26 protein-coding genes and 1 pseudogene are annotated in these 26188 nt (G+C 64.3%); 17 read left to right on the top strand and 10 right to left on the bottom strand.

Features of this window, described 5'->3' with window-relative positions; translation table 11 throughout:
• Positions 1–72 precede the first annotated feature (72 nt).
• A complete protein-coding gene (locus tag ABCR88_RS05070; RefSeq protein ID WP_350023613.1) occupies positions 73–1440 on the top strand; it encodes an aromatic acid/H+ symport family MFS transporter in 1368 nt (455 codons plus the stop codon).
• Positions 1441–1453: 13 nt separating this feature from the next.
• Here the strand turns inward: ABCR88_RS05070 and ABCR88_RS05075 are convergent, their stop codons facing one another.
• From ABCR88_RS05075 to ABCR88_RS05085, 3 genes are all read right to left on the bottom strand, one after another.
• Positions 1454–1921, bottom strand: coding sequence for a GNAT family N-acetyltransferase (locus tag ABCR88_RS05075; RefSeq protein WP_041116012.1), 468 nt, complete (start codon positions 1919–1921; stop codon positions 1454–1456).
• Positions 1922–1977: 56 nt separating this feature from the next.
• A complete protein-coding gene (locus ABCR88_RS05080; protein ID WP_350023614.1) occupies positions 1978–2790 on the bottom strand; it encodes a class I SAM-dependent methyltransferase in 813 nt (270 codons plus the stop codon).
• 71 nt (positions 2791–2861) lie between these two features.
• Positions 2862–3665, bottom strand: a complete 804-nt coding sequence (locus ABCR88_RS05085; protein ID WP_011059326.1) for a transglutaminase family protein — start codon at positions 3663–3665, stop codon at positions 2862–2864.
• A gap of 182 nt (positions 3666–3847) precedes the next feature.
• On the opposite strand from ABCR88_RS05085, the gene ABCR88_RS05090 reads away from it, so the two are divergent.
• The 3 genes from ABCR88_RS05090 (at position 3848) to ABCR88_RS05100 (ending at position 5665) form a co-directional block, all read left to right on the top strand.
• Positions 3848–4867 (top strand): Glu/Leu/Phe/Val dehydrogenase dimerization domain-containing protein, encoded by a 1020-nt coding sequence (locus ABCR88_RS05090; protein ID WP_011059327.1) that lies wholly within the window; start codon positions 3848–3850, stop codon positions 4865–4867.
• Between the two features lie 79 nt (positions 4868–4946).
• Positions 4947–5201 carry a hypothetical protein gene (locus tag ABCR88_RS05095; protein ID WP_053149052.1) on the top strand — a complete coding sequence of 85 codons (255 nt, stop codon included), beginning with the start codon at positions 4947–4949 and terminating at the stop codon, positions 5199–5201.
• A gap of 11 nt (positions 5202–5212) precedes the next feature.
• Complete coding sequence (locus ABCR88_RS05100; protein WP_350023615.1) at positions 5213–5665, top strand: hypothetical protein; 453 nt, start codon at positions 5213–5215, stop codon at positions 5663–5665.
• A gap of 150 nt (positions 5666–5815) precedes the next feature.
• On the opposite strand, the pseudogene ABCR88_RS05105 reads toward ABCR88_RS05100, so the two are convergent.
• A pseudogene (locus ABCR88_RS05105) lies at positions 5816–6055 on the bottom strand (YebG family protein); the annotation flags it as partial.
• Between the two features lie 266 nt (positions 6056–6321).
• On the opposite strand from ABCR88_RS05105, the gene ABCR88_RS05110 reads away from it, so the two are divergent.
• Positions 6322–6822 (top strand): phosphate-starvation-inducible PsiE family protein, encoded by a 501-nt coding sequence (locus tag ABCR88_RS05110; protein ID WP_011059330.1) that lies wholly within the window; start codon positions 6322–6324, stop codon positions 6820–6822.
• Here ABCR88_RS05110 and ABCR88_RS05115 read toward each other — a convergent pair.
• The 3 genes from ABCR88_RS05115 to ABCR88_RS05125 all read right to left on the bottom strand — a co-directional run bounded on the left by ABCR88_RS05115 (position 6819) and on the right by ABCR88_RS05125 (position 10090).
• Positions 6819–7136, bottom strand: coding sequence for a DUF3509 domain-containing protein (locus ABCR88_RS05115; RefSeq protein WP_015634203.1), 318 nt, complete (start codon positions 7134–7136; stop codon positions 6819–6821). The two genes, ABCR88_RS05110 and ABCR88_RS05115, sit on opposite strands and share 4 nt — an antisense overlap.
• A gap of 218 nt (positions 7137–7354) precedes the next feature.
• Entirely contained in the window at positions 7355–8650 is a 1296-nt protein-coding gene (locus ABCR88_RS05120) for a serine/threonine transporter (protein WP_041116018.1), read from the bottom strand.
• 63 nt (positions 8651–8713) lie between these two features.
• A complete protein-coding gene (locus ABCR88_RS05125; RefSeq protein ID WP_169892778.1) occupies positions 8714–10090 on the bottom strand; it encodes an L-serine ammonia-lyase in 1377 nt (458 codons plus the stop codon).
• Positions 10091–10225: 135 nt separating this feature from the next.
• On the opposite strand from ABCR88_RS05125, the gene ABCR88_RS05130 reads away from it, so the two are divergent.
• Positions 10226–11173 (top strand): LysR substrate-binding domain-containing protein, encoded by a 948-nt coding sequence (locus ABCR88_RS05130; RefSeq protein WP_350404193.1) that lies wholly within the window; start codon positions 10226–10228, stop codon positions 11171–11173.
• A 213-nt stretch (positions 11174–11386) separates the two neighbouring features.
• Positions 11387–11794: an HPF/RaiA family ribosome-associated protein gene (locus ABCR88_RS05135; RefSeq protein WP_011059335.1), complete on the top strand. Its 408-nt coding sequence runs from the start codon at positions 11387–11389 to the stop codon at positions 11792–11794.
• A gap of 70 nt (positions 11795–11864) precedes the next feature.
• Here the strand turns inward: ABCR88_RS05135 and fecA are convergent, their stop codons facing one another.
• The 3 genes from fecA to ABCR88_RS05150 form a co-directional block, all read right to left on the bottom strand.
• A complete protein-coding gene (gene fecA / locus ABCR88_RS05140) occupies positions 11865–14225 on the bottom strand; it encodes a TonB-dependent Fe(3+) dicitrate receptor FecA (protein ID WP_041116022.1) in 2361 nt (786 codons plus the stop codon).
• Between the two features lie 202 nt (positions 14226–14427).
• Positions 14428–15393 (bottom strand): FecR family protein, encoded by a 966-nt coding sequence (locus ABCR88_RS05145; RefSeq protein WP_350404194.1) that lies wholly within the window; start codon positions 15391–15393, stop codon positions 14428–14430.
• Positions 15394–15401: 8 nt separating this feature from the next.
• Positions 15402–15890 (bottom strand): sigma-70 family RNA polymerase sigma factor, encoded by a 489-nt coding sequence (locus tag ABCR88_RS05150; protein WP_019093370.1) that lies wholly within the window; start codon positions 15888–15890, stop codon positions 15402–15404.
• A 221-nt stretch (positions 15891–16111) separates the two neighbouring features.
• On the opposite strand from ABCR88_RS05150, the gene ABCR88_RS05155 reads away from it, so the two are divergent.
• The 10 genes from ABCR88_RS05155 (at position 16112) to ABCR88_RS05200 (ending at position 26041) form a co-directional block, all read left to right on the top strand.
• Entirely contained in the window at positions 16112–16417 is a 306-nt protein-coding gene (locus tag ABCR88_RS05155; RefSeq protein WP_041116026.1) for a DUF3649 domain-containing protein, read from the top strand.
• Entirely contained in the window at positions 16414–17988 is a 1575-nt protein-coding gene (locus ABCR88_RS05160) for a PepSY-associated TM helix domain-containing protein (RefSeq protein WP_350404195.1), read from the top strand. Before ABCR88_RS05155 ends, ABCR88_RS05160 begins: the two co-directional genes overlap by 4 nt.
• On the top strand, positions 17989–18315 hold the full coding sequence (locus tag ABCR88_RS05165) for a DUF3325 domain-containing protein (protein WP_015634213.1): 327 nt from the start codon (positions 17989–17991) through the stop codon (positions 18313–18315).
• Positions 18316–18326: 11 nt separating this feature from the next.
• Positions 18327–18905: an RNA polymerase sigma factor gene (locus tag ABCR88_RS05170; RefSeq protein WP_041116030.1), complete on the top strand. Its 579-nt coding sequence runs from the start codon at positions 18327–18329 to the stop codon at positions 18903–18905.
• Positions 18902–19891 carry a FecR family protein gene (locus ABCR88_RS05175; protein ID WP_236183792.1) on the top strand — a complete coding sequence of 330 codons (990 nt, stop codon included), beginning with the start codon at positions 18902–18904 and terminating at the stop codon, positions 19889–19891. The genes ABCR88_RS05170 and ABCR88_RS05175 overlap by 4 nt, the downstream gene beginning before the upstream one ends.
• A 168-nt stretch (positions 19892–20059) precedes the next feature.
• Positions 20060–20467, top strand: coding sequence for a biopolymer transporter ExbD (locus tag ABCR88_RS05180; RefSeq protein ID WP_011059344.1), 408 nt, complete (start codon positions 20060–20062; stop codon positions 20465–20467).
• Positions 20468–20471: 4 nt separating this feature from the next.
• On the top strand, positions 20472–21245 hold the full coding sequence (locus ABCR88_RS05185; RefSeq protein ID WP_325985527.1) for an energy transducer TonB: 774 nt from the start codon (positions 20472–20474) through the stop codon (positions 21243–21245).
• Positions 21246–21288: 43 nt separating this feature from the next.
• A complete protein-coding gene (locus ABCR88_RS05190; protein WP_350404196.1) occupies positions 21289–23529 on the top strand; it encodes a TonB-dependent receptor in 2241 nt (746 codons plus the stop codon).
• 28 nt (positions 23530–23557) lie between these two features.
• Positions 23558–24202, top strand: coding sequence for a MotA/TolQ/ExbB proton channel family protein (locus tag ABCR88_RS05195; protein ID WP_011059347.1), 645 nt, complete (start codon positions 23558–23560; stop codon positions 24200–24202).
• Positions 24203–24337: 135 nt separating this feature from the next.
• Complete coding sequence (locus ABCR88_RS05200) at positions 24338–26041, top strand: bifunctional metallophosphatase/5'-nucleotidase (RefSeq protein WP_350404197.1); 1704 nt, start codon at positions 24338–24340, stop codon at positions 26039–26041.
• Positions 26042–26188: the final 147 nt, after the last annotated feature.

A 26188-nucleotide genomic window follows, 5' to 3' on the forward strand; every position in this document is an offset into this window, starting at 1 on the left:
TGAGCGGTCACCGCCTGTGACCTGCGCAACACTGCTGCCCATAACCATAAAAAACCGAACAGGTACTTTGCGATGCAAAATCAGATTGCCAGCTTTCGTGCTGCGCTCGACGCCCGCCCGGTGTCCCGCTACCAGTGGTTGCTCTTGTTGCTTCTCGCCTTGCTGCTGGTCACCGATGGCTACGACGCCCAGGTCCTGGGCTATGTGGTGCCGGCCCTGGCCCAGGACTGGGGGCTGGAGAAGGCCGCCTTCGGCCCGGTGTTCAGCGCCAACCTGCTGGGCCTGACCCTGGGGTCCCTGGCGGTGACGCCCCTGGCGGACCGTTTTGGCATGCGCCGGATCCTGCTCTGTTGCGTGCTGATCTACGCCAGCCTGACGGTGCTGATGGTGTTCGCCAATTCCCTTGAAAGCCTGATGGCCGCCCGTTTTATCTGTGGCATCGGCATGGGCGGGGCGATGCCCAGCGCGATGGCGCTGATGTCCGAATATTCGCCGCCGCGCCTGCGCACCCTGATGGTGACCCTGGCCGCCTGCGGTTTCTCCTTTGGCGGCGCGGCGGGTGGTTTCGTTGCCGCCGGGTTCATCGATCGCTTTGGCTGGGAAGCGGTGTTCCTCGCCGGTGGCATCACGCCACTGCTGCTGTTTCCTTTCCTGCTCTGGCGCCTGCCCGAATCGCTGCCGCGCCTGCTGCGGGACGCGCCGCCCTATGCGCGGCTGCGCAAGGTCACCGCACAGATGCTCCCGGACTGGCAACCGCCGGCCGCAGTGCTCAACAGCGGTGAGCAGGTGGACAGCAAGCTCACGGTGCTGGAGCTGTTCCGCCATGGCTATGCACGGCCGACCTTGCTGATCTGGTCGACCTTTTTCGTCAGCCTGATCCTGCTGTATTTCATGATCAGCTGGTTGCCGACGCTGCTGCTGGAGAGTGGCCTGGCCCTGAGGCAGGCCAACCTGGTGACTTCGATGTTCCTCTTCGCCGGCACCCTCGGCGCGATCTGCATGGCCTGGTTCGCCGACCGCCTGAAACGCAAGGTGCGCCTGCTGGCCGCGGTGCTCAGCGCCGCCGCACTGTGCACCGTGCTACTGGGGTTGAACCACGACAACCCGCGCTACCTGGTGGTGTTCGTGTTTGCCGCGGGCTTCTGCATCATCGGTGGCCAGTTGACCCTGAATGCCTTCGCCAGCAACTTCTACCCGGCCCAGGTGCGCGCCACCGGCACCGGCTGGGCTTTGGGCGTGGGGCGTTTCGGTTCGATCCTCGGTCCGCTATTCGGCAGCATGCTGCTGGCGATGCATATTCCGGTGCAGCAGATTTTCTTCTTCTGCGCGATTCCGGCCCTGCTTGCGGCGTTGTTGATCATCCAGGTGCGTTCGCCCCTGGCGTCGGCCTCAAGTGAGGCGGGGCCGGCCGCGCAACGGCAGGCCCCGCTCAAGTCCTGAGGGGCAGGGTGCTTCAGCGTGCCAGGTGCTTGATCATCGGCACGCAGGCCAGGGTCAGGCCCCGGGGCGACTGGTACTGAGCGATGCGCTCACCGACAAAGCCGCAACGGCGATAAAAGTCGGCGGCATTGAGGGTCGAATCCAGGATCAGGTGGGGCAACTCGGCCTCCAGCGCCCGTTCTTCGAGGTACTCCATCATCTTGCGGCCGATACCACGTCCCATGTAGGCCGGGTCGACGAACACCGCGTCGACCTGCCCGGTCTCCAGGTCGAGCATGCCGCTGGCGGTCACCTGATTGTCGATGACCGCGACATGGCCGGTGTTTTCCACCACTTCGATGAAGTAGTCGCTCAGTTCGCCAGCCGTCCAGATCTGGAGGTCCGCTTCGGGGTAGTGGCCGGCGCACTGCTGGTTGATGGCCTGGTTGCGAATGTCGAAGACTCGTTGTGCGTCGGCGCCGTGGGCTTTTCTGATGAGCATGCTGTGTCCGTTCCCTGGGGTTAGCCGCCCATCCTGCCAGAGCCCGAGCGCTGCTGTCATGCGGCCCTGGCCTGTATCAGCAACAGCCCCCAGCCGGTGGGCAGGGTGCCGTCGGCGCTTTGCAAGTGCCGGGTGGCGTCGTGCAGTTCCTGCTTCATCCTGGCGCGGTTGGCAGGGCTCAGGCGATCCAGGTCGTAGGTGTCGCCGAGGGCAACCCAGAGTTCCTCGAAGGTTGGCGTCCAGGGCAGGTCCAGGTCTTCGAAGTGCAGCGCGGTGAAGTGCCGGCCCAGCAGTTGCCGCCAGCCATCCTCCGACTGCGCCCGTGGGTCCACCAGGGGCAGGTGCGCCAGGTGGTCGCGTCGGGCGGCGGCGCGGAACACCTGCAGGTAGTGCTGGCCCAGTTCCCCGAGGAGAAATTCCCGGCCGACCATCGCTGACAGTTGGCCGCCCGGGACCAGCACTCGATGAGCCTCCTGCAGCACCTGCTCGATATCGCTCATGAGCATCAGCGCCAGGTGGGAAAGCACCGCGTCGACGCTGGCGCTGGCGAGGGAAAGGGCTTGCGCCCGCTCCTCCAGCAGCAGGCCCCGGCCCGCCAGGCGCACATGGGCCGCCTGTAATTCGGTGGCGCTCATGTCGACCCCGAAAAACCGTGCCGTGGGGTGGTGCCTGGCCAGCAGGTCGAGCAGGAAACCGTCGCCGCAACCCAGGTCCAGCACCCGCGCCTCGGGTGGTAGGGCCTTGAGGGTGGTTGCCAGTATGTCGTAGGAGGAACCACGCCCCGCCAGGCTCAGCCCGGCGAAGGCCGGTGGCGTGGTGCCGGGGTGGCGCTGGTGGAAATCCTGGAGGAAGCGTTCGGCGCTGTTCATGCTTTTTCATCCTTGCAGCAGGCGGGTGAGCGGCGGGCATTGTTGCACGGCAGGCGCGGAACCGCGGGGATTCAGTGCACGATGGTGTTGGGCGGCAGGTGCCCGAGGCGTTCGGTCAGGCGCAGGCGCTGGATCGGGTCGTCGCTGAGCAGCAGGGCGTGCTCCAGATCGAAGCGTTCGGCATTCGGGCATTCCAGGCGCTGGTAGAGGCTGGCCCGGGCCAGGTAGTCGGCGGCGCTGCCGTTGCCGATTTCCAGGACCCGTTCGGCATTGATCAGGGCCCCCAGATGGTCGTCGTAGGACAGGTGCAACTGGCGCAGGTTGCGTGACAGGCGCTGGAACATCTGCAGCGGTTCGGCGCTGGCCAGATGCTCGGCGCTGAGTTTGATATGGGCGCCGTACTGGCGCTGCAGCAGTTCCCGGCAATCGTTGGGGTACAGCCGCCGCCCGCCGCACGGGTCCAGCAGGTGGTCGGCACCGGGCACCCGCAGCAGGAAGTGCCCGGGAAAGTTCACCCCCGCCAGCGGCACCTGCAGCCGCTGCGCCAGCTCCAGAGCGATCAGGGCCAGGGCCAGGGGCTGGCCGCGCCGACGCTCCAGGACCTTGTCCATCAGCGCAGCCTGGGGCCGCAGGGGCAGGTGTTCGTCCTGCTGGAAACCCAGGTCGTTGAGCCGGCGCAACAGCGGTTGGCCGAGCTCATTCGCCGGCAGCGTCGGCAGGCTGCTGCCCACTTGCTGCTGCAGTTGCTTGAACTCCTCCAGCAACAGGCCGGGCACCACCTGGGGATCATGCTCGGCAGCAATCCACAGGGCAGCTTCCAGCAGGGCGGGTGGCGAGCGGTGCAGACAGGCGAAAAAAGCTTGGCGCGGGTTCATCTCGATCTCCGACGGATGCCTCGTTTTAGCCTCGTGACGAAGCTTCGTCCAGTGTTGAAATGCGTGGTAGCAGGTTATTTCCCAAAGCCTGCAAAACCCCGGGGCTTATTCCTGCGCGGCGCAGCAAATTCCAGGCGCAAGCCTATACTGGCGTCTACAAGAAGTGATTCGGGAGCCCGTCGATGTTCGCTCTCATGCACAGCACCCGCCTTGAATCGCTGCACCTCAGCGTCGACCCCTGTACCGGGTTGAAGGCAGTGATCGCCATCCACGACAGCCGCCTGGGGCCCGCCCTGGGCGGCTGTCGTTACCTCGCCTACCCCGACGACAGCAGTGCCGTGACGGATGCTGCGCGCCTGGCCCAGGGCATGAGCTACAAGGCCGCCCTGGCCGGCCTGCCCCAGGGCGGCGGTACCGCCGTGATCATCCGCCCCGCCCATGTGGAAAGCCGCGCCGCCCTGTTCGAAGCCTTTGGCCGATGCGTCGAGCAACTGGACGGGCGCTACATCACCGCCATCGACAGCGGCACCTCGGTGGCCGACATGGACTGCATCGCCCAGCAGACCCGTTACGTCACCAGCACCAGTGCCGCGGGCGACCCGGCCCCCCATGCCGCCATGGGAGTGTTCGCCGGCATACGCAGCACCGCCATGGCGCGCCTGGGCAGCGACAACCTGGAAGGCCTGCGGGTGGCGATCCAGGGGCTGGGCAATGTCGGCTATGCCCTGGCCGAACAGTTGCACGCTGCCGGGGCGGAGTTGCTGGTCAGCGATATCGATGCCGGCAAGGTGCAACTGGCCATGGAGCAACTGGGCGCCCATCCCATCGCCAACGATTCTCTGCTCAGCACCCCTTGCGACATCCTCGCACCCTGCGGCCTGGGGGCGGTGCTCAACAGCCTCAGCGTGGCGCAACTGCGCTGCTCGGCGGTGGCGGGTTCGGCCAACAATCAACTGACCAACCTGCAGGTGGCCGATCAATTGGAGCGCCGCGGGATTCTCTATGCGCCGGACTACGTGATCAATTCCGGGGGGCTGATCTATGTGTCCCTCAAGCACCGCAACACGGAACTGCCGGTCATCACCGCCCACCTGTCGAAGATCAGCCAGCGGCTGACGGAAATCTTCGCCCACGCCCAGGCCGAAAAGCGCTCCCCGGCGCGAGTGGCCGATGAACTGGCGGAACGGGTGCTGTACCGCTAGGCATTCTTGCCTTAACCCTTGGCCAGGCTCTGTGTACCATCCGGCTGCGAAGTGCCCACTGACAAGGAATGTATCGACGATGCGTGAAGCGCTGGAGACCGGGCTGGATGAGCAGTTGTCCTGCCTGTTGCGGGTGGGGGCGGACATTCAGGCGGTTCGTGATGTTCTTGTGGCATACCGGGACAAGGGCTTTTGCGCAGAGGCCGTATACAAGCATCTGGCATCACTCCGGCCTGGCGCATCAGAAGAGCTGGAGGACCGAATTCTGGAAGCCATGGATATCGCATCAGGTTTTTGTTCCGCAGGCTCCAGGGTCTGGGACGTCGCGCAATGACAGCGCCAGATATGGCCCCACCATTGACTGGCTGCTCCATCAGGCAACTGCAGTTGTACGCAGCGGCATGCCTGGCGGTTTACTGCGAACGAAAAGGCATTGCTCACCCGTCCATCGATGAGTTGATAAAGCACCTTGAGGGCTACCCGCCAAAGGGCGATCTACTGGCGTGGGAGAGAGCCGGGGCGCTGCTGGCACTCAATGGTCGCGGAGATGATTGGCCCCAGGAGCTTGTCGCCTTGATAGCGCCTGAAGAGGTCGAGGCGTTCTCCTGCATCGTTGACAGCGCAGTTGAGGTGGGAATGGTTGACCTGTATGGGGACTCGACTGAGATGCCCCTGGCCTTCCTGGGCAAGATCACTTCCCTGCTGCATCGCAACGCTATCGAATTGCCTGATTCGCCAGGGGCGACAGCGCTTCAACCGGCCATCGCACAAGTGCCACTCTTGCCTTCCCAGGCATGAAAAAAGCCCTGTGCCTGGGGCACAGGGCTTATTCAATTCGCGTAAAGCCTATTTCGCGGCCTTGGCCGCTTTCGCCGGTTTGGCTGGCGCCTCGGCTTCAACAGGTTGCGGCTCTGCCACAGCCTCCACTACGGGAGCGGGGGCACTGAGCAACTCGGACAACGCGTCCGGCTGGCTCTTGAACGCCTTGGCGAACACATCGCGGTTCTTCGCCATGTAGATCCCGGCTTCTTCCACCTGCTGTTCGCTCAGCGACGGCACGGCTTTGTGCAACACTTCAGCGAGCAATTCAGCCAGTTCGAGCATTTTGTCATGACGGTCAGCTTCGGCTTTATCCATGAACAAGCGCTCCATATCTCGGCTGCTGCGGTATACCACTTCGACGGCCATTCACCACCTCACATGCCTTCACGATAATGGGTCTGTATAAATACTGTATCTATATACAGGTCGAGAGAATAGGCGAAACCTTTTCCCTTGGATAGTGGCTTTTTAATGTAGACGCAATTTTTTTCCCGGGCCGATTGTTACCAGGCCGTGCCTCGTTGCCGGCGGCCACCATCTCATTGAAGGCTCCTGGCCTTTTTTCTGCATGCAGAACAACCGTCACGTCCAATCCGCATCATCCGGTCGAAACGACCTAAGGAAAAACCATCGTGAAAATCAATTGGGCCGAGAACCTGCGGCAGAACGTCCACCAGCTGGCCGAATCCCTGGGCAACCTGTTCGTCGAGTCGTTCCACTACCTGGCGCTGTTCGCCATCGGTGCGGTGACCGCCTGGGCGGCGGTGATGGAATTTTTGCAGATGATCGAGGTGGGCCACATCAAGATCGATGACATCCTGCTGCTGTTCATCTACCTGGAGTTGGGGGCGATGGTCGGCATCTACTTCAAGACCAACCACATGCCGGTGCGTTTCCTGATCTACGTGGCGATCACCGCGCTGACCCGGTTGCTGATCTCCAACGTCTCGCACCACAACCCGCCGGACCTGGGCATCATCTACCTGTGCGGCGGCATCCTGTTGCTGGCCTTCGCCATCCTGGTGGTGCGCTACGCCTCGTCGCAGTTCCCTTCGGTGAAGATCGAGCATCCGCAGCGCAAGATCGGCGCGGGCTCCGGCGAACACCCGGAAGTGGAGAAGGGCGAGCTCTAGAACCTCAGGGCCGGCGGCGCGAGCTTCCGGCCGGTGGGCGGCGGCAGGCCCAGGCTGTCGCCGTTGGTCATGGCTTCGAGAATGGCCACGGCACTGTGGCCCTGCTCGATGGCGATACCAAACTGAATGCTTTGCACCAGGCGCTTGATGCGCTGCGGGTCATTGCGCTGGGCCGCGCTGATCATGCGCTTGGCCACCACGCGGCCACCTTCGGACAAGGTCAGCATGATGCTGCCGTCCAGGCCCTGGATGCTCAGGTTGACCTGGTATTGCGGGGTGAAGGTGTCGGTAATCAGTTGAAAAGGGTTGTCCATGATGCGTCACCGCCTGATTGGATCGTGCAGTCATTGACCGGCAGGGCGCGGAATTAGTTCGCGATTCCGGACCACTGGCCAGTCGTTCGCCGAGGGGGGCCAACGTCCGTATTCCTCCCCCGGGACAAAGCAAGGGACATGCCGGGAAACGCGCCGGGCAATGAATACGGGGACAAAAAAGCGGACCACGAGGTCCGCTTTTTTTATCCCGGCCCGATTCAGGGCACGACTGAATAAATGATCGCAGACAGTGCGACCAGCCCGATCAGCACCACGAACAGGTTCGACAACTGGCCCGAATACTGGCGCAGTGAAGGCACCCGCCGGATCGCATACATCGGCATCAGGAACAGCAGGCAGGCGATTACCGGTCCGCCCATGGTCTCGATGATGTGCAGGATGCTCGGGTTGAAGGTGGCCACGGCCCAGCACGTGAGGATCATGAACAGCGCGGTGATCTTTTCCAGGCTGCTGGAGGACAGCGAGCGACCCCGCAGGTTTTTCACGATCAGGCCCTGGAAGCCTTCGCTGGCGCCGATGTAGTGGCCCAGGAACGACTTGGTAATGGCCACCAGGGCGATCAGCGGGGCGGCATAGGCAATCACCGGGGTCTGAAAGTGGTTGGCCAGGTAGGACAGGATCGAGATGTTCTGTTCCTTGGCCGCTACCAGGTCCGCCGGCGACAGGGCCAGCACGCAACTGAAGCAGAAGAACATCACGGTCAGCACCATCATGCCGTGGGCCGTGGCCAGGATACCGCTGCTCTTGGCTTCGGCCTGCGGGCCGTAATGGCGCTTCTGATCCAGGGCGAAGGCCGAGATGATCGGCGAATGGTTGAAGGAAAACACCATCACCGGGATCGCCAGCCACAGGGTCTTGAAGAACAGCGGCAGGGGCATGCCTTCGCCGGCCGAGGCGAAGAACGCGCCGTTCCAGTTGGGGATCAGGCTCAGGGCCAGTAGCAGCAACGCGGCGACGAACGGGTAGACCAGCAGGCTCATGGCCCGCACGATCACGCCCTGGCCGCAGCGCACGATGGCCATCAGGCCGAGGATCAGCAGCAGCGATAGCAACGCCCGCGGCGGTGGAGTCATGTGCAGCTGGTGTTCCATGAAACTGCTCAGGGTGTTGGTCAGCGCGACGCTATACACCAGCAGGATCGGGAAGATGGCAAAGAAGTAGAGCAGGGTGATCAGCTTGCCGGCGCCGACCCCGAAATGCTCCTCGACCACTTCGGTGATGTCTCCGGAGCGTCCGGAAAGAACGAAGCGGGTCAGGCCGCGGTGGGCGAAGAAGGTCATGGGGAAGGCCAGCAGCGCCAGCACGATCAGCGGCCAGAAGCCGCCGACCCCGGCGTTGATCGGCAGGAACAGGGTGCCAGCGCCGATGGCAGTGCCATACAGACCGAGCATCCAGGTGGTGTCGTGCTTGCTCCAGCCTTGGCGGGCGCTGGTGGTGTCGCGGGGTGTGGCTACAGCAGGGTTTTGGGCAGCAGGTGTCGGTACATCGGTCATCGTTATCGCCTCGTTATTATTTTTGCTCGGGCTCACGTAGTGCGGACGGTCAGGGAAGGCTCCTCAGCATTCCACCCAGCTCACCGCCAGGCCGCCCCGTGAAGTCTCTTTGTATTTGTCATGCATGTCGGCGCCGGTATCGCGCATGGTGCGGATCACCCGGTCCAGGGAGATGAAGTGCTTGCCGTCGCCGCGCAGGGCCATCTGGGTGGCGTTGATCGCCTTCACCGCGGCAATCGCGTTGCGTTCGATGCAGGGCACCTGCACCAGCCCGCCTACGGGGTCGCAGGTCAGGCCGAGGTTATGCTCCAGGCCGATTTCCGCGGCATTGCACAGTTGCTCCGGGGTCGCCCCGAGGATTTCCGCCAGCCCGGCGGCGGCCATGGCGCAGGCCGAGCCCACTTCGCCCTGGCAGCCGACTTCGGCGCCGGAGATGGAGGCGTTCTTCTTGCACAGGATGCCCACGGCGGCGGCACCGAGGAAAAAGTTGAGGATGTCGTCGTCACAGGCCTGCGGGTTGAACTTCATGTAGTAGTGCAGCACCGCCGGGATGATCCCCGCCGCGCCGTTGGTGGGCGCGGTGACCATGCGCCCGCCGGCGGCGTTTTCCTCGTTCACGGCCAGGGCATAGAGGTTGACCCACTCCATGGCCGAGAGGGTCGAGGTGATGACATTCGGCTTGCCGATTTCCAGCAGGCTGCGGTGCAGCTTGGCGGCGCGGCGGGGTACCTCGAGGCCGCCGGGCAGGATGCCTTCGTGGCGCAGGCCCTGTTCCACGCATTCGCGCATCACCGACCAGATGTGCAGCAGGCCGCTGCGGATCTCGGCGTCGCTGCGCCAGGCCCGTTCATTGGCCAGCATCAGTTCGCCGACCCGCAGCTTATGGGTCTTGCACAGGGCCAGCAGTTCAGCGGCACTGTTGAAGTCGTAGGGCAGTTGGACGCCGGTGGTGGTTTCGGCACCGGCCTCGACCTGGGCCGCTTCGATGATGAAGCCGCCACCCACCGAGTAGTAGGTCTGCTCCAGCAGCTTGCCCTGCTCGCCAAAGGCGGTCAGGGACATGGCGTTGGGGTGGTAGGGCAGGCTTTCGTCCAGCAGGAGCAGGTCCTGCTGCCAGTCAAAGGCAATGGGGCTGTGCCCACCCAGCAGCAGTTGGCCGCTGTCGCGCAACTGCTGGATGCGCGGGTTGATGCTGGTGGGGTCGATGCTGTCTGGCCATTCCCCCATCAGCCCCATGACACTGGCGCGGTCTGTGGCATGGCCGACGCCGGTGGCGGACAGCGAACCATAGAGACGGATCTGTACCCGCTGCACCTGGTCTTGCAGGCCCTGCTCGAACAGCGCCTGGGCGAAGGTCGCGGCGGCGCGCATCGGGCCCACGGTGTGGGAGCTGGAGGGGCCGATACCGACTTTGAAGAGATCGAAAACACTGATAGCCATGCTAAAGCCTTACAAGCAATGGAAGGTGGATCGCTGCCATTTTTTGTAGGCCAAGCGCAATGTCGGCGATACTGCCCGCCTCGGTCAGCACTGACCAACGAAACTTCCTAAGAGATCCTTTAGCAGGGCTAAACGATGAGCCGACAATTTCATGCCCAGACCTATGTCTGGCTGCATGTGTTTTCCTGTGCCGCGCGGCACCTGTCTTTTACCCGTTGTGCAGAAGAGCTGCACATCACCCCGGGGGCGGTCAGCCAGCAGATCCGCCAGTTGGAGGAACGCCTGGGTTTTCGCCTGTTTCACCGGCGGCCCCGGGGGGTGGAGCTGAGTGCCGAAGGCCAGCGGCTGGCGCTGACGGTGAGCGAGGCCTACGGCAGCATCGACGCGGAACTGCGGCGCCTGGATGCGGGGATGATCGGGGGGACCTTGCGCTTGCGCTCGATCCCGTCGTTTCTCGGCAAGTGGCTGACTCCGCGCCTGCCGCGCCTGCAGCAGCGTTATCCGGAGATCCAGCTGCGGCTGGTGGCCGAAGACAGCAGCGTGGCCCTGCACGAGGGCGACTTCGACCTGGCCATCGACCTGAACGACGGCAGCTACCCCGGCTTGCAGTCCACCGCGTTGCTGGATGAGCAGGTTTTCCCGGTGTGCGCCCCGAGCCTGCTGCGTGGGCGCCCGCCGCTGCACGGTCCGGCGGACCTGGCGCACTTTGCGCTGTTGCACGACATCACCGCCTGGCGCGGCAGCTATGAATACGCCGAGTGGGAGTTCTACCTCAATGCCATCGGCTTCGAGGGCGCGGACGTGCGTCGTGGCCATACCTTCAATCGCAACCACCTGACCATCGAGGCGGCGATTGCCGGCATGGGCGTGGCGATTGCCCGGCGCACCCTGCTCAATGACGAACTGGAGCGTGGCACCCTGATCGTGCCTTTCGGCCTGGCGGTGCCCAACCACAAACGCTACGTGCTGCTCTATGCGCCGGGCGCACTGAGCCATCCGGGCGTACGCGCGGTGCATGACTGGCTGGTGGAGGAAGCGGAGATCTTTCGCGGCTTGCACCCTCTGGGCGAGGAGCAGCTGTGAGCAGTTTTGACTGACGCATGGGGCGGGCTAACTCCCGACCTTAACAGCGCCTTTGCGGTTTGTCCGGCTTTATTTGCGTATGAATATTTATCTTTTTTAAGGGGTTGAAATGTTCGTCGCCGTGCCTAATTGTGTAATCAAGAGGTCATGAAATGCAGGTTCATACGCATTGCCTTGACCCTCTTACGAGCAAGCTGAAATAAGGGAAGAACTATGCAAATCCAAGTCCATAGCGATAACCATATTCAAAGCAGCCTTCGGATGGAGGAGTGGGTGCGCAGCACCGTTGAAAGCACGCTCGAACGCTACGAAGAAGACCTGACCCGGGTAGTGGTCCACCTGCGGGACGAGAACGGCGGCAAGTCGGGTCCGGACGATATGCGCTGCCAGCTGGAAGCCCGTCCGAAAGGTCACCAACCGGTTTCCGTGACCCACAAAGCCGACACCCTGGAGCAGGCCCTCGACGGCGCCACCGTCAAGTTGGAAAGTGCCCTGGAGCACATGTTCGGCAAATTGCGCGGCAAACGTGCGGCAGCGGTGCCCACAGCCGATGGCAGCGAGGCAGATGCCCTGCTCGAAGAAGAATTCCTGGAGAACCAACAGGCCGCGCTCAATAGCTGACGGCCGAGTTTCACCCCCCAACCGGACGGGCCTGCATTGCAGGCCTGTTTTGCTTTGTGGGGAAAATTAATCAGAACGCCACGGAGGTCTGCACATAGAGCGTGCGTGGCTCGCCTACGTACTTGCCCTTGTTGTTGTCGTCGAAGGAACGGGTGAAGTACTGGTGGTTGAAGATGTTCTTCACCCCCACCGCCACGTTCAGGTCCGACAGTTGCGGGCCGAAGTCATACCCGGCGCGGGTGCTGAACAGCATGTAGCCGGGGATGCGCCCGGTGCTGCCATCGGCGCTTTCGGCACGGGTGTTGGCATTGTCGGCAAACTGGCTGCTCTGGTAGCTGCTGTCGAGGTTGAGCTTCCATGGGCCTTCGGTATAGCTCACCCCCAGGGTGCCCTTGTGCTTGGAAGAGAAGGGCACGCGGTTGCCCTTATTCGGGCCGTCTTCACGAATGGTGGCATCGACATAGGCGTAGGTGGCGTAGACATCGAAGCCCGCCAGCGCCGGGGCCAGGTCATCCAGGGCGTAGCTGACGCTGCTCTCGATACCCTGGTGGCGAGTCTCGCCCCGGGCGATCACCGTGTCGTTGGTCTGGTTGCTGTCGTACTGGTTGTCGAAGTTGATCAGGAAAGCGCCGATCTCCGCCCGCAGGGTGCCGTCGTCATAGCGGGTGCCCAGTTCCCAGGTGCGGGCTTTCTCCGGCTTGACCTCGCCACTGGCCACGCGGTTGGGCATCTGGCTGTACTGCACGCTGCCGAAGGAGCCTTCGGTGTTGGCGTAGAGGTTCCAGCTCTCGTTGAGGTGGTACATCACATTCAGCGCCGGCAGCGCGGTGTTGTAGTCACCCTTGTATTTGACGTGGGTGAGGTTGTTGCTCTGCTGCGACTCGATCATCTCGTAGCGGATGCCCGGGGTCAGGGTCCACTTGCCGATATCGATCCGGTCATCGACGAAGAACGCATGGGCCTCGGTGCCGCCACGGGTGTCGCGGTCATTGCGGCTGTTGCTGGTGGGCAGTTGCTGGTTGGCGGTCAGCGGCGTGCGATAGCGCAGTTCATGACCGGCTTCGTTGATGTAGCGGTAGCCGACGCCCACTTCGTGGCTGCTGTCTCCCAGGTCGAAGCCTTGGGCGAAACGGGTTTCCAGGCCGCGTACCCAGTATTCGCGAGGCGACAGGGAGAGGAAGCTGCCCTGGTCCAGGTAACCGCTGCGCAGGGTCTTGGTGAAGAAGCTGTTGACGGTGAATTCGCGGCGATCTTCCTGGTAGCGGTAGCCGACGTTGAACATCGTGCGCCGGCCCCAGAACTTGTCGTAGGGGCGGGTCGACTGGTAAGGGTCGGCCTTGTAGTCCGCCACGTTCAGGCCGCCGGGCATGTCCGCCTCACCTTCGTAGTACTGGGCCATGGCATTGAAACTGTTGGCTTCATCGAGCTGGTACTTGCCCTTGAGGATCAGGTCGTCGATCTGCGTGTCGCTGTGTTCGCGCCAGTCGCCGCCGCGGGTGCCGGAGTACAGCAGGGCGCCGCCCAGGCCGTTGTCGGCGGTGCCACCGGCCAGCAGGTTGCCGGTGGTCTTGAAGCCGTCATGGCTGGAGGAGGGGCTGGTTTCGGTCTGGAAGCCGCCCTTGACCGTCGGCGCGTCGGGAATTGCCCGGGTCACGAAGTTGACGATGCCGCCGACGTTCTGCGGGCCATAGCGCACCGCGCCACCACCGCGCACCACGTCCACGGCATCCATGTTGCCCATGCTGATGGGGGCAAACGAAAGTTGCGGCTGACCATAGGGGGCGAAGGGTACCGGGATGCCGTCCATCAGCACCGTGGAGCGCGAGGCCAGGCGCGGATTGAGGCCGCGGATGCCGAAGTTCAGCGCCATGTCGTGGCTGCCGGTGCCGTTGTTGTCCGGTGCGTTGACCCCGGGAATCCGATTGAGCACGTCCCGCGCCTGGGTGGCGCCCTGGCGTTCGAACTCCTCGCGACGGATCACGTCCCGGGCCCCTGGGTGCTCGAACACATCGCTTTGCTGGGCATCGCCGAGCCAGTCGCCGACCACGCTGGAGGCGCCCAGGTGCAGCGGCTGCGCAGCGGCCTCGGGGCTGGCCGGTTGCAGGCTGAAGGCATTGCTGCCCTCGGCCCGGGCTTGCAGGCCGGTGCCTTGCAGCAGAACGTTCAGGCCTTCCTGCGGGCTGTACTGGCCTTGCAGGCCACGGCTTTGCACGCCATTGGTGACGTGTGAACCGAAAGAGATCAGCACCCCGGCTTGCCGGCCAAACTGGTTCAGGGCGTTTTCCAGCGAGGTCGGGGCGATGTGATAACTCTGGGCCTGGGCCTCGGCGGCCTGGACCAGGGGCAGGCTGGCCAGGCTCAGGCTGGCCCCCAGCAGCAAGTGGCGCAGGGTACGGGCCAGAGGCGTGAGGCAGGTGGGTTGCTCGGTCATGAAGGTGGGTCCTGAGAAGGGGGAATCAAGGTGGCTTTCCTTCTCTGTCACTTGATCCTGGGGAAACGGCTCATGGGCGGTGGTTTTTTTTCGGTGCCGGGGCGGGCGGCGATTGGTTTGCGGGGGCTTGGGTGAGGCCCGGGTCAAGGGCGCGTCCCCTGCGGAGCCGGTTGCAGCCCGCGGCAGCGGCGACAGAGTGCCGTCAGGTGCGGGCCTGGACGGTGACCCAATAGCGGGTGAAGCGACGTACCTTGACCGGCAGGCTGATCTCCAGCAGGTCGAGAATCCGCTCGCTGTCATCCAGGGGGTAGCTGCCGGAAATCAGCAGGTCCGCCACCTGTGCATCACAGTTGAGCTGACCGCGGCGGTAGCGCCCCAGTTCGTCGAGAAAGTCCGCCAGGCGCATGTGCGCTGCCACCAGCATGCCTTCGCTCCAGGCGCCGCTGCCGGCATCCAGGGCCCGGGGAGCTTGCCAGCTGTTGCCGGTGAAATTCAGTTGCTGCCCGGCCGCCACCTGGGGCGGGGTTGTGGCGTAGTCCAGGGGCGTCACGCCGACGGTTCCGGAGAACACCGCCAGTTGGGTGTAATGCTTGAATTGGCGCAGGTTCAGCCGCGCGCCTTGCGGGCTAACCTGCCCTTGTGCGGTCTGCACCCGCAGCGGCCGGGCATCCTTGGCACTGGTGAGCATGATCTCGCCCTCCAGCAGGCGGATCAGCCGTTGCTGGCCATCAAAGCGCACATCCACCGCGCTGCTGGTATTGAGCTGCAACTGGCTGCCGTCGCTCAGTTGCAGTTTGCGCCGCTGCCCCAGGGGGCTGCGGTAATCCGCCAGCAGTGGCGGCAGCGGGTTGTGTTCGCGCAGGCCCCAGGCGGCGGCCGAGCCGGCGCCGAGAATCAGCAACAGCTTCAGTGCCTGGCGCCGGCTGGCGGATTTCGGCGCGTTCAGGGCGGCGTGGGCCAGGGGTGAAGACAGGCCACGCAGGCGCTGGTTGACGCGCTGGATATGCTCCCAGGCCCGCTGATGTTCGCTGTGGGCATCGTGCCATTGCTGCCAGGCCTGTTGCTGGCGCGGGCTCAAGGGCCCGCCCTGCATTTCGATCAGCCAGTGCACGGCCTGTTCGGCCACCTGGTTGCTGAAATCGGGCTGGCCATTGAGGTGTGGGTTCATCGAGGCACTCACAGGGCGAAGTAGCAGCGCATCGCCGCTTTGTTCAGGTGGCGTTTGACCGTGGCGATGGAGATGTTCAGCTCCCGGGCGATTTCGCCGTAGGTCAGGCCGTCCAGCTGGCACAGCAGAAAGGCTCGCTTGACCGGTCGCGGCAGGCCGTCGAGCAGGCTGTCCAGATCCATCAGGGTTTGCAGGATGATGGCCCGCTCTTCCTCGGAGGGCGCCACCTGTTCAGGCATCTGCGCCAGGGTTTCCTGATAGGCACGCTCCAGGTCCTGGCGCCGGTAGTGGTTGAACAGCACGCGCTTGGCGATGGTGGTGAGAAACGCCCGGGGTTCGATCAGGGCCGGTGTTTCCCGGGCGCTGAGTACCCGGATGAAGGTGTCCTGGGCCAGGTCTGCGGCGCTGTGGGGGCAGCCGAGCCGGCGCCGCAACCAGGTGTTCAACCAGCTGTGATGGGCCTGGTAGAGGCCTTCGACGGTAGCGGTGTGGGACAAGCCGGACGCTCCTGCACCGAGCTGGCGCATAAGAGAACAAGAATTGTTCGCATTGTAGTGGGGCGATATGGCATTCGGCAATCCGCCCGCATCGCCGGCAGCCAGTGGCTGTGCCTGGGCTTTTTTGCATATGAGAATATTTATCATTATTATCGTGCGCCTGTTGGCTCCGGGTGCTTGCGTGGCATCCCGGGCTTCTCCCTTCGTATCCAGGTCCAAACATGAAAAGCAAGGCCGGCGGGCTCCCCGCTTCCTATCGTCTGGCGGTTGCCTCGCGGGTCTGCGCCGCAGTCCTGGGGGGCTACCTGCTGGCGGCGCTGTCCAGTGTCTGCCTGACCCTGTTGCTGCCTGGCCCCAGGGTCGATGCCGTGCTCAGCGGGATGCTCCTGTCCTTCGTGTTCTACCTGCTGGCGGTGCTCTGGTGCTTCGCCTGTCGCAGTGCCTGGCAGGCCTGGGCCGGGGTATTGCTGCCGAGCCTGGTGCTGGCGCTGGTGAGCGGCAGTCTCTACTGGGCGGCCTGGTCATGAAGGAGGGGTTGCGGCAATCCATGGCCTGGCTGCACACCTGGAGCGGGCTGCTGCTGGGCTGGTTGCTGTTCGCGATTTTCTTCACCGGCACCCTGTCCTACTTCAAGGCGGAAATCACCCACTGGATGCAGCCCGAGGCGCCGGCCCGCGCCCTGAACGCCGACGTCAGTCTGGAGCTGGCCCAGCGCTACCTGGAACAGCACGGCCAGGGCGCCCAGCGCTGGTTCATCGACCTGCCGGACCCGCGCCAGCCGCTGCTGGCGGTGGCCTGGCAGGCGCCGAGCGCCCCCGGCGAGCGCGGGGTGTTCACGGAAAAGCTCCTGGACCCCGGTACCGGCAGCGAAGTGCATGTGCGCGATACCCGTGGCGGCGAGTTCTTCTACCGCTTCCACTTCCAGTTGCAGATGCCCTATCCCTGGGGTCGCTGGCTCTCGACCCTGGCGGCCATGGTGATGTTCGTGGCGCTGATCAGCGGCATCATCACCCACAAGAAAATCTTCAAGGACTTCTTCACCTTCCGCCCGCGCAAGGGCCAGCGCACCTGGCTCGACGGGCACAACGCGCTGGGCGTGCTGGTGCTGCCGTTCCACTTGATGATCACCTACAGCAGCCTGGTGATCTTCATGTCCATGGTCATGCCGGCGAGCATCCAGGTGGCCTACAAGGGTGACAGCAACGCCTACTTCAAGGACCTGCGGCCGGCCAGCAACAACACCCCGGCGGCCGGTCGGGCAGCGCCCCTGACCGCCCTCGACCCGCTGCTCGAACAGGCCCTGGACCATTGGCCGGGGGGCCGGGTGCAGCGGCTGGTGATCAATCACCCGGGGGATGCCAACGCTTCGGTGCACGTCATGCGCCACAGCGCCGACCGGGTGGTGCGCGATGGGGGCAGCACCCTGTCGTTCAACGGGGTCAGTGGCCAGCTGTTGCAGGCCAGTCCGGAACAATCCCTGCCCAAGGTCATCAGCGGCAGTTTCTATGGTTTGCACATGGGGCTGTTCGCCGGTCCGCTGTTGCGCTGGCTGTACTTCGCCTGTGGCCTGGCAAGCACCGCGATGATCGGCACCGGCCTGGTGCTCTGGCTCGGCAAGCGCCAGCTCAAGCACGCCAGGAGCCCGGCGCTGCCCTTCGAGCTGCGTCTGGTGCAGGTGCTGAACCTGGCCAGCATGGCCGGGCTGGTGCTGGCTGTGGCCGGATTCTTCTGGGCCAACCGGCTGTTGCCGGTGACCCTGGCCGAACGTGCCGATTGGGAGGTCAACGGCTTCTTCATGCTGTGGGGCCTGAGCTTGCTGCATGCCGTGCTGCGGCCGGAGCGTCGTGCCTGGGTCGAGCAACTGAGCCTGGCGGCCTTGCTGTTCGCCGGCATTCCTTTGCTGGACGTCCTGACCAGCCCGAGCCGGGCCGACGGCCTCATGGTCCGCGGCGACTGGATGCTGGCGGGCTTCGACCTGACCTGCCTGGGCAGCGGCCTGTTCCTGGCCTGGGCGGCGCGCAAGATGCATCGCGGCCAGCCGGCGGCGGCCCGTGCCGCACGACATCGGCCACCGGCCCCTGACACCGAGGTGAACTGAATGCTGCTGGCGCTGCTGCTGTGCTTTGCCGGATTCACCGGCCTGTGCCTGTCCCTGGACCGGCATCACGGTGAGCTGCTCGGGCACAAGCCTTCGGCCCTGCGCCGCCACGGCCTGCGCCTGGGCGGCTGGCTGTTGCTGGGCCTGTCGCTGGCAGCAGCAGTGCAGGGCACCGGCTGGAGCCTGGGGCTGGTGCAGTGGTGCGCGGTGCTGATGTTCAGCGCCTTGCTGCTGGTGCTGCTGTTGCCCTATCGGCCGCGCCTGGTGCTGACGATGGCGGGGGCCAGCCTGCTGGCCAGCCCGGTCGCGGCCCTGGCCCACTTCTGAGCGGACCGACGATGATGAGCACCCTGCCACCGGAGCCTGCCGAGGGGGATCACCCTGATCCGCAGGGCAGCCGTGCGCATTTTCTCCAGGTGTTCCTGTCCCAGCGTTCGCAGATGGAGGCCCTGGTCAGCCGCCGGGTCGGTTGCCGGGCCACCGCCGCCGACCTGGTGCAGGACCTGTTCCTGCGCTTCTGGCGCCGGCCCCTGGTGCAGGTCGAGGAACTCAGCACCTACCTGCTGCGTTGCGCCGGCAATATCGCCATCGACCACCTGCGCAGCGAGGGCGCGCGAGTGCGGGTCAATGAAGGCTGGCTGCCAGAGCAGCAGGACAACCAGGGCAGCGAGCCCCAGGCGGCGCTGGAAGCCGGCAACGACCTGCGGCATGTCGAAGCGGCCCTGCGCAGCCTGCCGCAGCGCACCCGGCAGATCTTCCTGCTCAACCGCATCCACGGGCGCAAGTACGCCGAGATCGCCAAGGCCTTGGGCTTGTCCCAAAGCGCCGTGGAAAAACATATGATGCGCGCCCTCGAAGCCTGCAAGGCCAGCCTGCGGGAAGCCCCGGGCACGCGCACGCCAAGGAATGCACCGTGAACCACCGCACGAGTATCTGCCCGACGCCCGCTCAGGAGCAGGCCGCGCTGGCCTGGCTGAGCCTGCTCCACGATCAGCCCAGCAGTGGCGACCAGGCCACCTTCAGCCAGTGGTTGCAGGCCGACCCCGCGCATATCGAGGCCTATGCCCAGGCCCAGGTGGTGTGGGAGCTGAGCGAGCAGCCGGCGCGCACCCTGGCCGATGAAGACGCCTTTGCCCTGCACGGCCTGCTGCGTTCCATGGATGCTGCCAGGGGCCGGGCCCGACGGCGCTGGTCGGCGGGGCTGGCGCTGGCCGCCAGTGTATTGCTGGCGGTGGCCCTGGGCGCCGGCTGGCAGCCCGGGCGCTGGGTCGATGACCTGGGGGCCGACTACGTTTCCGCGCCGGGCCAGGTGCGCACCCTGATCCTGGCCGACCAGAGCCAGGTGACCCTGGATGCCGACAGCGCCATTGCCGTGGATTTCAGCCGCGGCGAGCGCCATGTGCAGCTGCGTCGCGGCGCCGGTTTCTTCAGCGTCAGCCACACCGGCGAGCCCTTTGTGGTGGACGCGCAAGAGGGGGAGGCGCGGGTGCTGGGCACCCAGTTCGAAGTGCGCCTGCAGCCGGGCGGGGCCCAGGTCACGGTGCTGTCCGGCCGGGTGGGGGTCACGCCGGCCAAGGGCGCGGCGCAGCAGGTGCTCGGCGCCGCGCAGCAAGTGGCCTACGGACATGGCGTTGCGGCCCCGCTGCACGCTGTCGACAGTGAGGCGCAACTGGCCTGGCGCCAGGGCTGGCTGAACTATTACCACGCGCCTCTGGCCGAGGTGGTGGACGACCTGCGGCGCTATTTCCCCGGGCGTATCCTGCTGCTCAACGATGAACTGGCGGCGCGGCGCATCAGTGGCAGTTTCTCCAGCAAGGACCCGCAGGCGGTCCTCGATTCACTGCAGGCGGTGCTCGGCTTCCAGCAGCATCGGGTTCTCGGGAGGTTCATCGTCCTGCGCTGAGAACCGCGTCCCAGAGCCCCCGAACATTCATCGTTATCACTCCGTTCTGTCACCAAACCGTTACATCAGACGGGGATGATCTGCGCATTCCTGAGCACATGGTCAGGATCGGCGAGGGTTGTGATTCAGCTCTCACAAGGGAGGGATAGCTGAAGCGGGAGCAAGACGATGCGCAGCTGGGATGTAGCTAAAAAGAAAAAAGCTCATATCGAGATCATTCCGATGATCGATGTGATGATGTTTCTGCTGGTGTTCTTCGTACTCATCAGCCTCAACGTGATCCCGGCCGTAGGGATCAAGACGCAGTTGCCGGTCGCCAGTACCGCGCAACAGTTGAAGCCGCAAAACAAGGCAGTGATCACCCTGGGTCTGCAAGAGCGCCTGCAACTCGATGGCCAGGACCTGGATGAAAGTGCATTGCTGGCGCAACTCAAAGTGTTGAACGACAGCAGTGAAAAGTTGGTGATCATTATCAACAGCGATCAGGGCGTGGAAGTTAAACGCCTGGTTTCGGTGATGGACTTGCTCAAGGGCAATGGCTTCTCTTCCGTCTCCATCGCTACACGCAAGTCCTGACGCCATGTTCAGTCTCTATAGAACTCGCAAGTTGCTTGCGTGCCTGCTGCCGGCTGGCCTGTTGCTGCTGGTGATCTATACCAGCCAGTTGCAGCAGTTGCAGATCAAGCCGGTGTATGACGAAAGCACCGTGGAAATCGCCCTGGTCGATGCCGCCGAACTGCTAGCGGCGGCCGAGCCACCACCGCCACCGCCTGAGCCGTTGCCCATCGAGCCCGAGCCGCCGCAGGTGGTGCCGGAGGAAGAACCGCTGGTGATCGAGCCGCCGAAACCCAAGCCGGTGGTCAAGCCCAAGCCGCCGGTGCCCAAGCCCATGGTGGCCAAGCCTGCGCCACCCAAGCCGGCCCCGGCCCCGGCCGTGGCCCAGAACGCCCCCACCGCGCCGCAGCCCGCAGTGGCCGCCGCGCCGAAACCGGTGGCCGCACCGGCTCCCGTACCTGCTCCGGCCACCGCGCCCGCGGCGCCCAGTAGTGCAATCAAGGAAAGTCTGTACACCGCCGCTTTGCGCAAGGAACTGGAAAAGCACAAGCAATACCCCAGCGGCCGCGAGGCCTCGCTGCAACGTCCCCAGGGCGATGTGGTGATCTGGCTGGAAGTCGATCGGGCCGGCAACGTGCTCGACAGTGGCATCGAAAACAAGGCGCCGAACATGTTGCTCAATCGCGCGGCGCAAACCAGTTTGCGCCGCGTGGAGAAAGTTTCGCCGTTTCCCTCGGACGCGTTCTCCGGCAAGAACAAGCAACGTTTTACCGCGACCTTTAGTTACAACGTGGAATAAACCCATCACCTATTAACGAAAGTTGTAAGCAAGGGATTGACCCGTGAAGATCAATAAACTTTATGCCCTGCTTCTGGCATCGGGCCTGGGCAGTTTTGCGCCACTGGTTTTGGCCGACGATACCGTGGACGTAGGTTCGGTGAACGTTGCTGGTAAACAGACCCTGGGCAACGGCCACATGATCAAGGAAGAAAGCGCCAAGGGCCGCTCCACCGTGACCAAGGAGGCCATGGATCAGATGGCCCCCACCGCCAACGCCGTGGACAAGCTCAAGTACACCCCGGGGATCAACGTTTCCAGCACCGACGCCTCGGGCCTGAGCGGCACCAACTTCACCATGCGCGGGATGAACTCCGACCAGGTCGGGCTCTCCGCCGACGGTTTCCCGATCAACGACTCGGGGGACTACAGCATCTACCCGAACCTGATGGGCGACCCGGAAAACTTCAGTGAAGTCTTCGTCACCCAGGGTTCGTCCGAAGCCGACGGCCCGCACATCGGTTCCAGCGGTGGCAACATCGGCCTGGTGACCGTGCGCCCGACCAAGGATTTCGGGGTGTTCGTCAAGCAGTCTGTGGGTTCCAACAACCTGCGCAAATCCTTTGCCCGCCTCAACACCGGCGAGCTGGGGGGCTTCAAGACCTGGGTCTCGGCGTCCCATACCGAAGGTGACAAGTGGAAGGGCAAGGGCACCCTGCGGGCCGACAAGATCGAGTGGAACACCCTGTTCGAAGACGGCAACGGCAACTCCACCAACGCCATCGTCAAGTACAACCTGCAGGAAAACTACAACTACAACAGCGTCAGCAAGTCCCAGTTCCAGACCCAGGGCCGGCGCCTGGACTACTCGGAAAGCACCGCGTTCAAGAACGGCAGCGTGTCCCAGTCCTACAAGCTCAACCGCAATCCCTTCGAAAGCGTGACCGCCTCGGTGACCCAGCGCTTCCAGCTGCGCGACGACCTGAGCCTGACCTTCAACCCGTACTACGTCTGGTCCAACGGCGGCAGTTTCAGCGGCCAGACCGCCACCACCTTGTCCAGCACCTCCAGCCGGGCCGGCAACTATGACCTGAGCGGGCTGCCCAGCGGCACCTACTACCGGCCTTCGTGGACCGAGACCTGGCGCCCCGGCATGACCACCAAGCTCAAGTGGGACCTCAACGAAGAGCACAGCCTGGACGTGGGCTACTGGTACGAGCGCGCCCGCCAGCGCCAGACCCAGCCCTTCATCGGCATCAAGGGCAACGGCGCTCCGGAAAACGTCTGGGGCGACTACAACGGCTCCGATCAACTGGTGGACCGCAACGGCGTGACGGTCCAGGGCCGCCACCAGTACACCGTGACCCCGGCGCAGAAACTCTGGGTGCAGGACACCTGGCAGGCGACCCCGGACCTGACCCTCACCGGGGCCCTGGCCTACCAGTACGTGGAGCGTGATGGCAACAACCTGGGCAGCCTCACCGACAAGCCGGAAAAACGCGACGCCAAGTACCACGAGTTCCTGCCCAGCTTCAACGCCAAGTACCAGGTGGACCCTAACAACCAGGCGTTCTACAACGTCACCCGCAACATGCGCACGCCGCCCAACTACGTGCTGTACAACAAGGGTGATTCCATCAGCCTGAAACCCGAGCTGAGCTGGAATCAGGAACTGGGCTGGCGCTACAGCGAGGAGAACATGGCCCTGAGCGCGACCCTGTTCTACATCACCTTCAAGGACCGGCAGATCTCCACCACCGACCTCAATGGCGACTACGTCGTGGCCAACGTCGGCGAAGTGAAGAACCGTGGCCTGGAGCTGGAGTGGAGCGGCCGCTTGCCGCACAACTTCAACTACTACGCCTCGTACACCTACACCAAGTCCGAGCAGATGGATGACCTGACCAACAAGAACGTGCTGCTGCCGACGTCCGGCAAACAGCTGACCAACGTTCCGGAAAACATGTTCAACCTGAGCCTGGGCTACGACGATTCGCTCTACTACGGCAACGTGGTGGGCAAGTACGTCGGCGCCTTCTACGGCGACCTGACCAACGACGAGAAGATCTCCGGACGCACCGTGTTCGACCTCAATGCCGGTATCCACCTGCCGGTGGACAAGAAGGTGCTGAAGTCCGCGACCCTGCGCTTCTCGATGCTCAACGTGTTCGACAAGGAATACCTGGCGTCGGTACGCACCGTGTCTTTCAACTCGGTAAGGACCAATGGCCTGGCGCCAAGCACCGCCTATTACAACGTGGGTGAAGAACGCACCGCGATGGTCTCCCTGGAAGCTGCGTTCTGATTCGATTCAGGCACAAGAGGAAATGACGATGGACATGAATCTGCTGCACGACATCACCTTCTACACCATGTACGGCGCTGCCGCGATTGCCGCCTTCATCGCGGTGGAGCGGGGCATCTACTTCAGCTTCAGCCTGCGTCAGGCGAAGAAACTGGAGACCGTGCTCAACCCGAAGATGCACAGCGTCGACGATCTGCCCGCCCCGCTGCGCGAGCGCAACAGCCTGCCCCTGGAAATGGTCGCCGAGCTGTTTGCCCACAAGCAGGGGCTGGCCAGCCACAAGGACCTGGAAGATCTCAGCGAGTCGATCTACATCGCCACCCGCAGCAAGCTGATGCATGGCCTGTGGCTGCTGGAAACCGTGGTTACCGCTGCGCCCTTGCTGGGCCTCTTGGGCACCATCCTGGGGATCATCGACACCTTCAAGGCCCTGGCCGAGACCGGCGTCAGCGACCCGGGCGAAGTGTCCAAGGGTATCGGCACCGCGCTGTATGCCACGGCCCTGGGGATCGCCATTGCCCTGGGCAGCATGATCTTCCACAACCACTTCCAGGACCGGGTCGAGCGCATCACCGACCACCTGAAGATCTTGCTGCTGCGCGCCGGCATGGGCACCGCGCTGAAGGCCCCGCCCGCACCCCAGGTGGTCCACGGCAGCCTGCAACCTGCCTGATGACCTGACCTGTAGCCGCTGCCGCGGGCACGGGCTGCGATCGACGGCGAAGCCGGCGCTGTTCCCAGCGCTGTTCTCTGCCTGATCGGCCTGCGCCAGCGGCTTTTTTTCGCTGATCTACCAAGGATTTCTTTCATGTCCCGTCTTCGTCCCATGCCCCGGATGCTGGGGGCACTGACTCTGGCCCTGGTCACCCTGGCCGGTTGCAGCTCGCTGTCTGAACCGCCGCAACCGGTGGCGGTGAACATCGTCGCCATCAACGATCTGCACGGCTACCTGCAAGCCAACCCCTTCAGCTACAAGGACCCCCAGGCCCCGGGCGGCGTGCGCAAGCTTGCGGCCGGCGGCATCGCTACCCTGGGCGGCATGCTTGCCCAACTGCGCCAGCAGGACCCGCAACTGCTGTTCATCGGCGCCGGTGACCTGGTGGGTGGCAGCCCGCCGCTGTCGGCCATGTGGGCCGACGAGCCGACCCTGGACGCCCTGCGCCAGATGGGCATGAAACTCAGCGCCATCGGCAATCACGAACTGGACAACGGCAAGGCCGAGTTCCTGCGCCAGCTCAATGGAGGCTGCCAGTCGTCGCGGCCGGACAAGGCCTGCCAGTTCCGCCCGAACTACCCCGGCAGCGGCTTCCCCTACCTGGCGGCCAACCTGCTGGACAGCGACACTGGCAAGCCGTTGCTGCCGGCCTACCGCATCGAAGAGGTGCGCGGGGTCAAGGTGGCCTTTGTCGGTGCGGTGCTGCGGGACGTGGCCTCGGTGGTCAGCGCCAAGGGCATGCGCGGTTTGCAGGTGGTCGATGAAGCCGAATCCATCAACAAGCTGATCCCCGAACTCAATGCCCAGGGTGTCAACGCCATCGTCGCCGTGGTGCACCAGGGCGGCTCGACCCCGGAGCCGTTCGACAAGCAGGACTGCTCGCAGCTCGGCGGCGATATCGTCGACGTGGCCAAGCGCCTGGACCCGGCGGTGGACGTGCTGATCAGCGCCCACTCGCACCAGGGCTACCTGTGCAAGGTCGGGCCGCTGCTGGTGACCCAAGGCAATTCCTACGGCCACCTGCTGACCCACCTGACCCTGCAAGTGACCCCGGGCCAGCACCGGGTGGCGAGCATCCAGGCCCTCAACCTGCTGGCCGATCCGGCCCGTTATCCACAGGACCCGGCCCTGGCGCAGTTGCAACAGGAGGTCGAGGCCCGTAGCAACCAGGTGCTGCTCAAGCCGGTGGGGGCGATTGCCGCCTCGCCGATTGCCCGGCGTGCCGACGCGGCCGGGGAAATGCCCATCGGTGACCTGATTGCCGACGCGCATCTGGCCGGCGGCCGGGCCAACGGCGCACAGATCGCCTTCATGAACACCGGCGGCATTCGCAGCGACCTGGCCCTGGAGCCCGGGCAGACCCGGGTCAACTACGGGCAACTGGCGACGTTGCAGCCGTTCAACAACAACCTGATCGCTTTCGACCTCACGGGCCGGCAGATCGAACAGGTGCTCAACCAGCAATGGAAGGGCGCGGACGATGCCAACATCCTGCAAGTGTCCCAGGGCTTCACCTATCGCTGGGACCCCAAGCGCCCGCCGGACAGCCGTGTCGTCCCCGGCAGCGTGCGCCTCAACGGCAAGCCGCTGCAGGCCGGCGCGAACTACCGGCTGGTGATGAACGGCTTCCTGGCCGATGGCGGCGACCGCTTCAGCCTGTTCAAGAGCGGCCTGAACCGCAGCGACCTGGGGGTCAGCGACCTGGAGGCGATGCTGCACTACCTCAAGGACATGGACCAGCAGGGCAAGCCCGTGGGCTCCAGCACCAGTGCCGGGCGCATCCAGCGATCCCTGTAACGAGCGCTGTAGCCGCTGCCGAGCCTGCGAGGCTGCGAAAAGGTCCGCAGGACCTTGCTTGACGGTCTCCCGTCAAACCTCCTGCGGCCTCACGAGCGCCTCGATCGCTTCGTCAGAGTGCCGCCCAGCCCGATCGCAGCCTGCGGC

This window comes from Pseudomonas sp. W17 (genome assembly GCF_040268305.1).
GTDB classification, from domain to species: domain Bacteria; phylum Pseudomonadota; class Gammaproteobacteria; order Pseudomonadales; family Pseudomonadaceae; genus Aquipseudomonas; species Aquipseudomonas protegens.

Excerpts from the sequence above, each read along its gene's own strand:
- ABCR88_RS05070 (WP_350023613.1), top strand. The coding sequence starts at position 73 with ATGCAAAATCAGATTGCCAGCTTTCGTGCTGCGCTCGACGCCCGCCCG.
- ABCR88_RS05075 (WP_041116012.1), bottom strand. The coding sequence starts at position 1,921 with ATGCTCATCAGAAAAGCCCACGGCGCCGACGCACAACGAGTCTTCGAC.
- ABCR88_RS05080 (WP_350023614.1), bottom strand. The coding sequence starts at position 2,790 with ATGAACAGCGCCGAACGCTTCCTCCAGGATTTCCACCAGCGCCACCCC.
- ABCR88_RS05085 (WP_011059326.1), bottom strand. The coding sequence starts at position 3,665 with ATGAACCCGCGCCAAGCTTTTTTCGCCTGTCTGCACCGCTCGCCACCC.
- ABCR88_RS05090 (WP_011059327.1), top strand. The coding sequence starts at position 3,848 with ATGTTCGCTCTCATGCACAGCACCCGCCTTGAATCGCTGCACCTCAGC.
- ABCR88_RS05095 (WP_053149052.1), top strand. The coding sequence starts at position 4,947 with ATGCGTGAAGCGCTGGAGACCGGGCTGGATGAGCAGTTGTCCTGCCTG.
- ABCR88_RS05100 (WP_350023615.1), top strand. The coding sequence starts at position 5,213 with ATGGCCCCACCATTGACTGGCTGCTCCATCAGGCAACTGCAGTTGTAC.
- ABCR88_RS05115 (WP_015634203.1), bottom strand. The coding sequence starts at position 7,136 with ATGGACAACCCTTTTCAACTGATTACCGACACCTTCACCCCGCAATAC.
- ABCR88_RS05120 (WP_041116018.1), bottom strand. The coding sequence starts at position 8,650 with ATGACCGATGTACCGACACCTGCTGCCCAAAACCCTGCTGTAGCCACA.
- ABCR88_RS05125 (WP_169892778.1), bottom strand. The coding sequence starts at position 10,090 with ATGGCTATCAGTGTTTTCGATCTCTTCAAAGTCGGTATCGGCCCCTCC.
- ABCR88_RS05130 (WP_350404193.1), top strand. The coding sequence starts at position 10,226 with ATGAGCCGACAATTTCATGCCCAGACCTATGTCTGGCTGCATGTGTTT.
- ABCR88_RS05135 (WP_011059335.1), top strand. The coding sequence starts at position 11,387 with ATGCAAATCCAAGTCCATAGCGATAACCATATTCAAAGCAGCCTTCGG.
- fecA (WP_041116022.1), bottom strand. The coding sequence starts at position 14,225 with ATGACCGAGCAACCCACCTGCCTCACGCCTCTGGCCCGTACCCTGCGC.
- ABCR88_RS05145 (WP_350404194.1), bottom strand. The coding sequence starts at position 15,393 with ATGAACCCACACCTCAATGGCCAGCCCGATTTCAGCAACCAGGTGGCC.
- ABCR88_RS05155 (WP_041116026.1), top strand. The coding sequence starts at position 16,112 with ATGAAAAGCAAGGCCGGCGGGCTCCCCGCTTCCTATCGTCTGGCGGTT.
- ABCR88_RS05160 (WP_350404195.1), top strand. The coding sequence starts at position 16,414 with ATGAAGGAGGGGTTGCGGCAATCCATGGCCTGGCTGCACACCTGGAGC.
- ABCR88_RS05165 (WP_015634213.1), top strand. The coding sequence starts at position 17,989 with ATGCTGCTGGCGCTGCTGCTGTGCTTTGCCGGATTCACCGGCCTGTGC.
- ABCR88_RS05170 (WP_041116030.1), top strand. The coding sequence starts at position 18,327 with ATGATGAGCACCCTGCCACCGGAGCCTGCCGAGGGGGATCACCCTGAT.
- ABCR88_RS05180 (WP_011059344.1), top strand. The coding sequence starts at position 20,060 with ATGCGCAGCTGGGATGTAGCTAAAAAGAAAAAAGCTCATATCGAGATC.
- ABCR88_RS05185 (WP_325985527.1), top strand. The coding sequence starts at position 20,472 with ATGTTCAGTCTCTATAGAACTCGCAAGTTGCTTGCGTGCCTGCTGCCG.
- ABCR88_RS05195 (WP_011059347.1), top strand. The coding sequence starts at position 23,558 with ATGGACATGAATCTGCTGCACGACATCACCTTCTACACCATGTACGGC.
- ABCR88_RS05200 (WP_350404197.1), top strand. The coding sequence starts at position 24,338 with ATGTCCCGTCTTCGTCCCATGCCCCGGATGCTGGGGGCACTGACTCTG.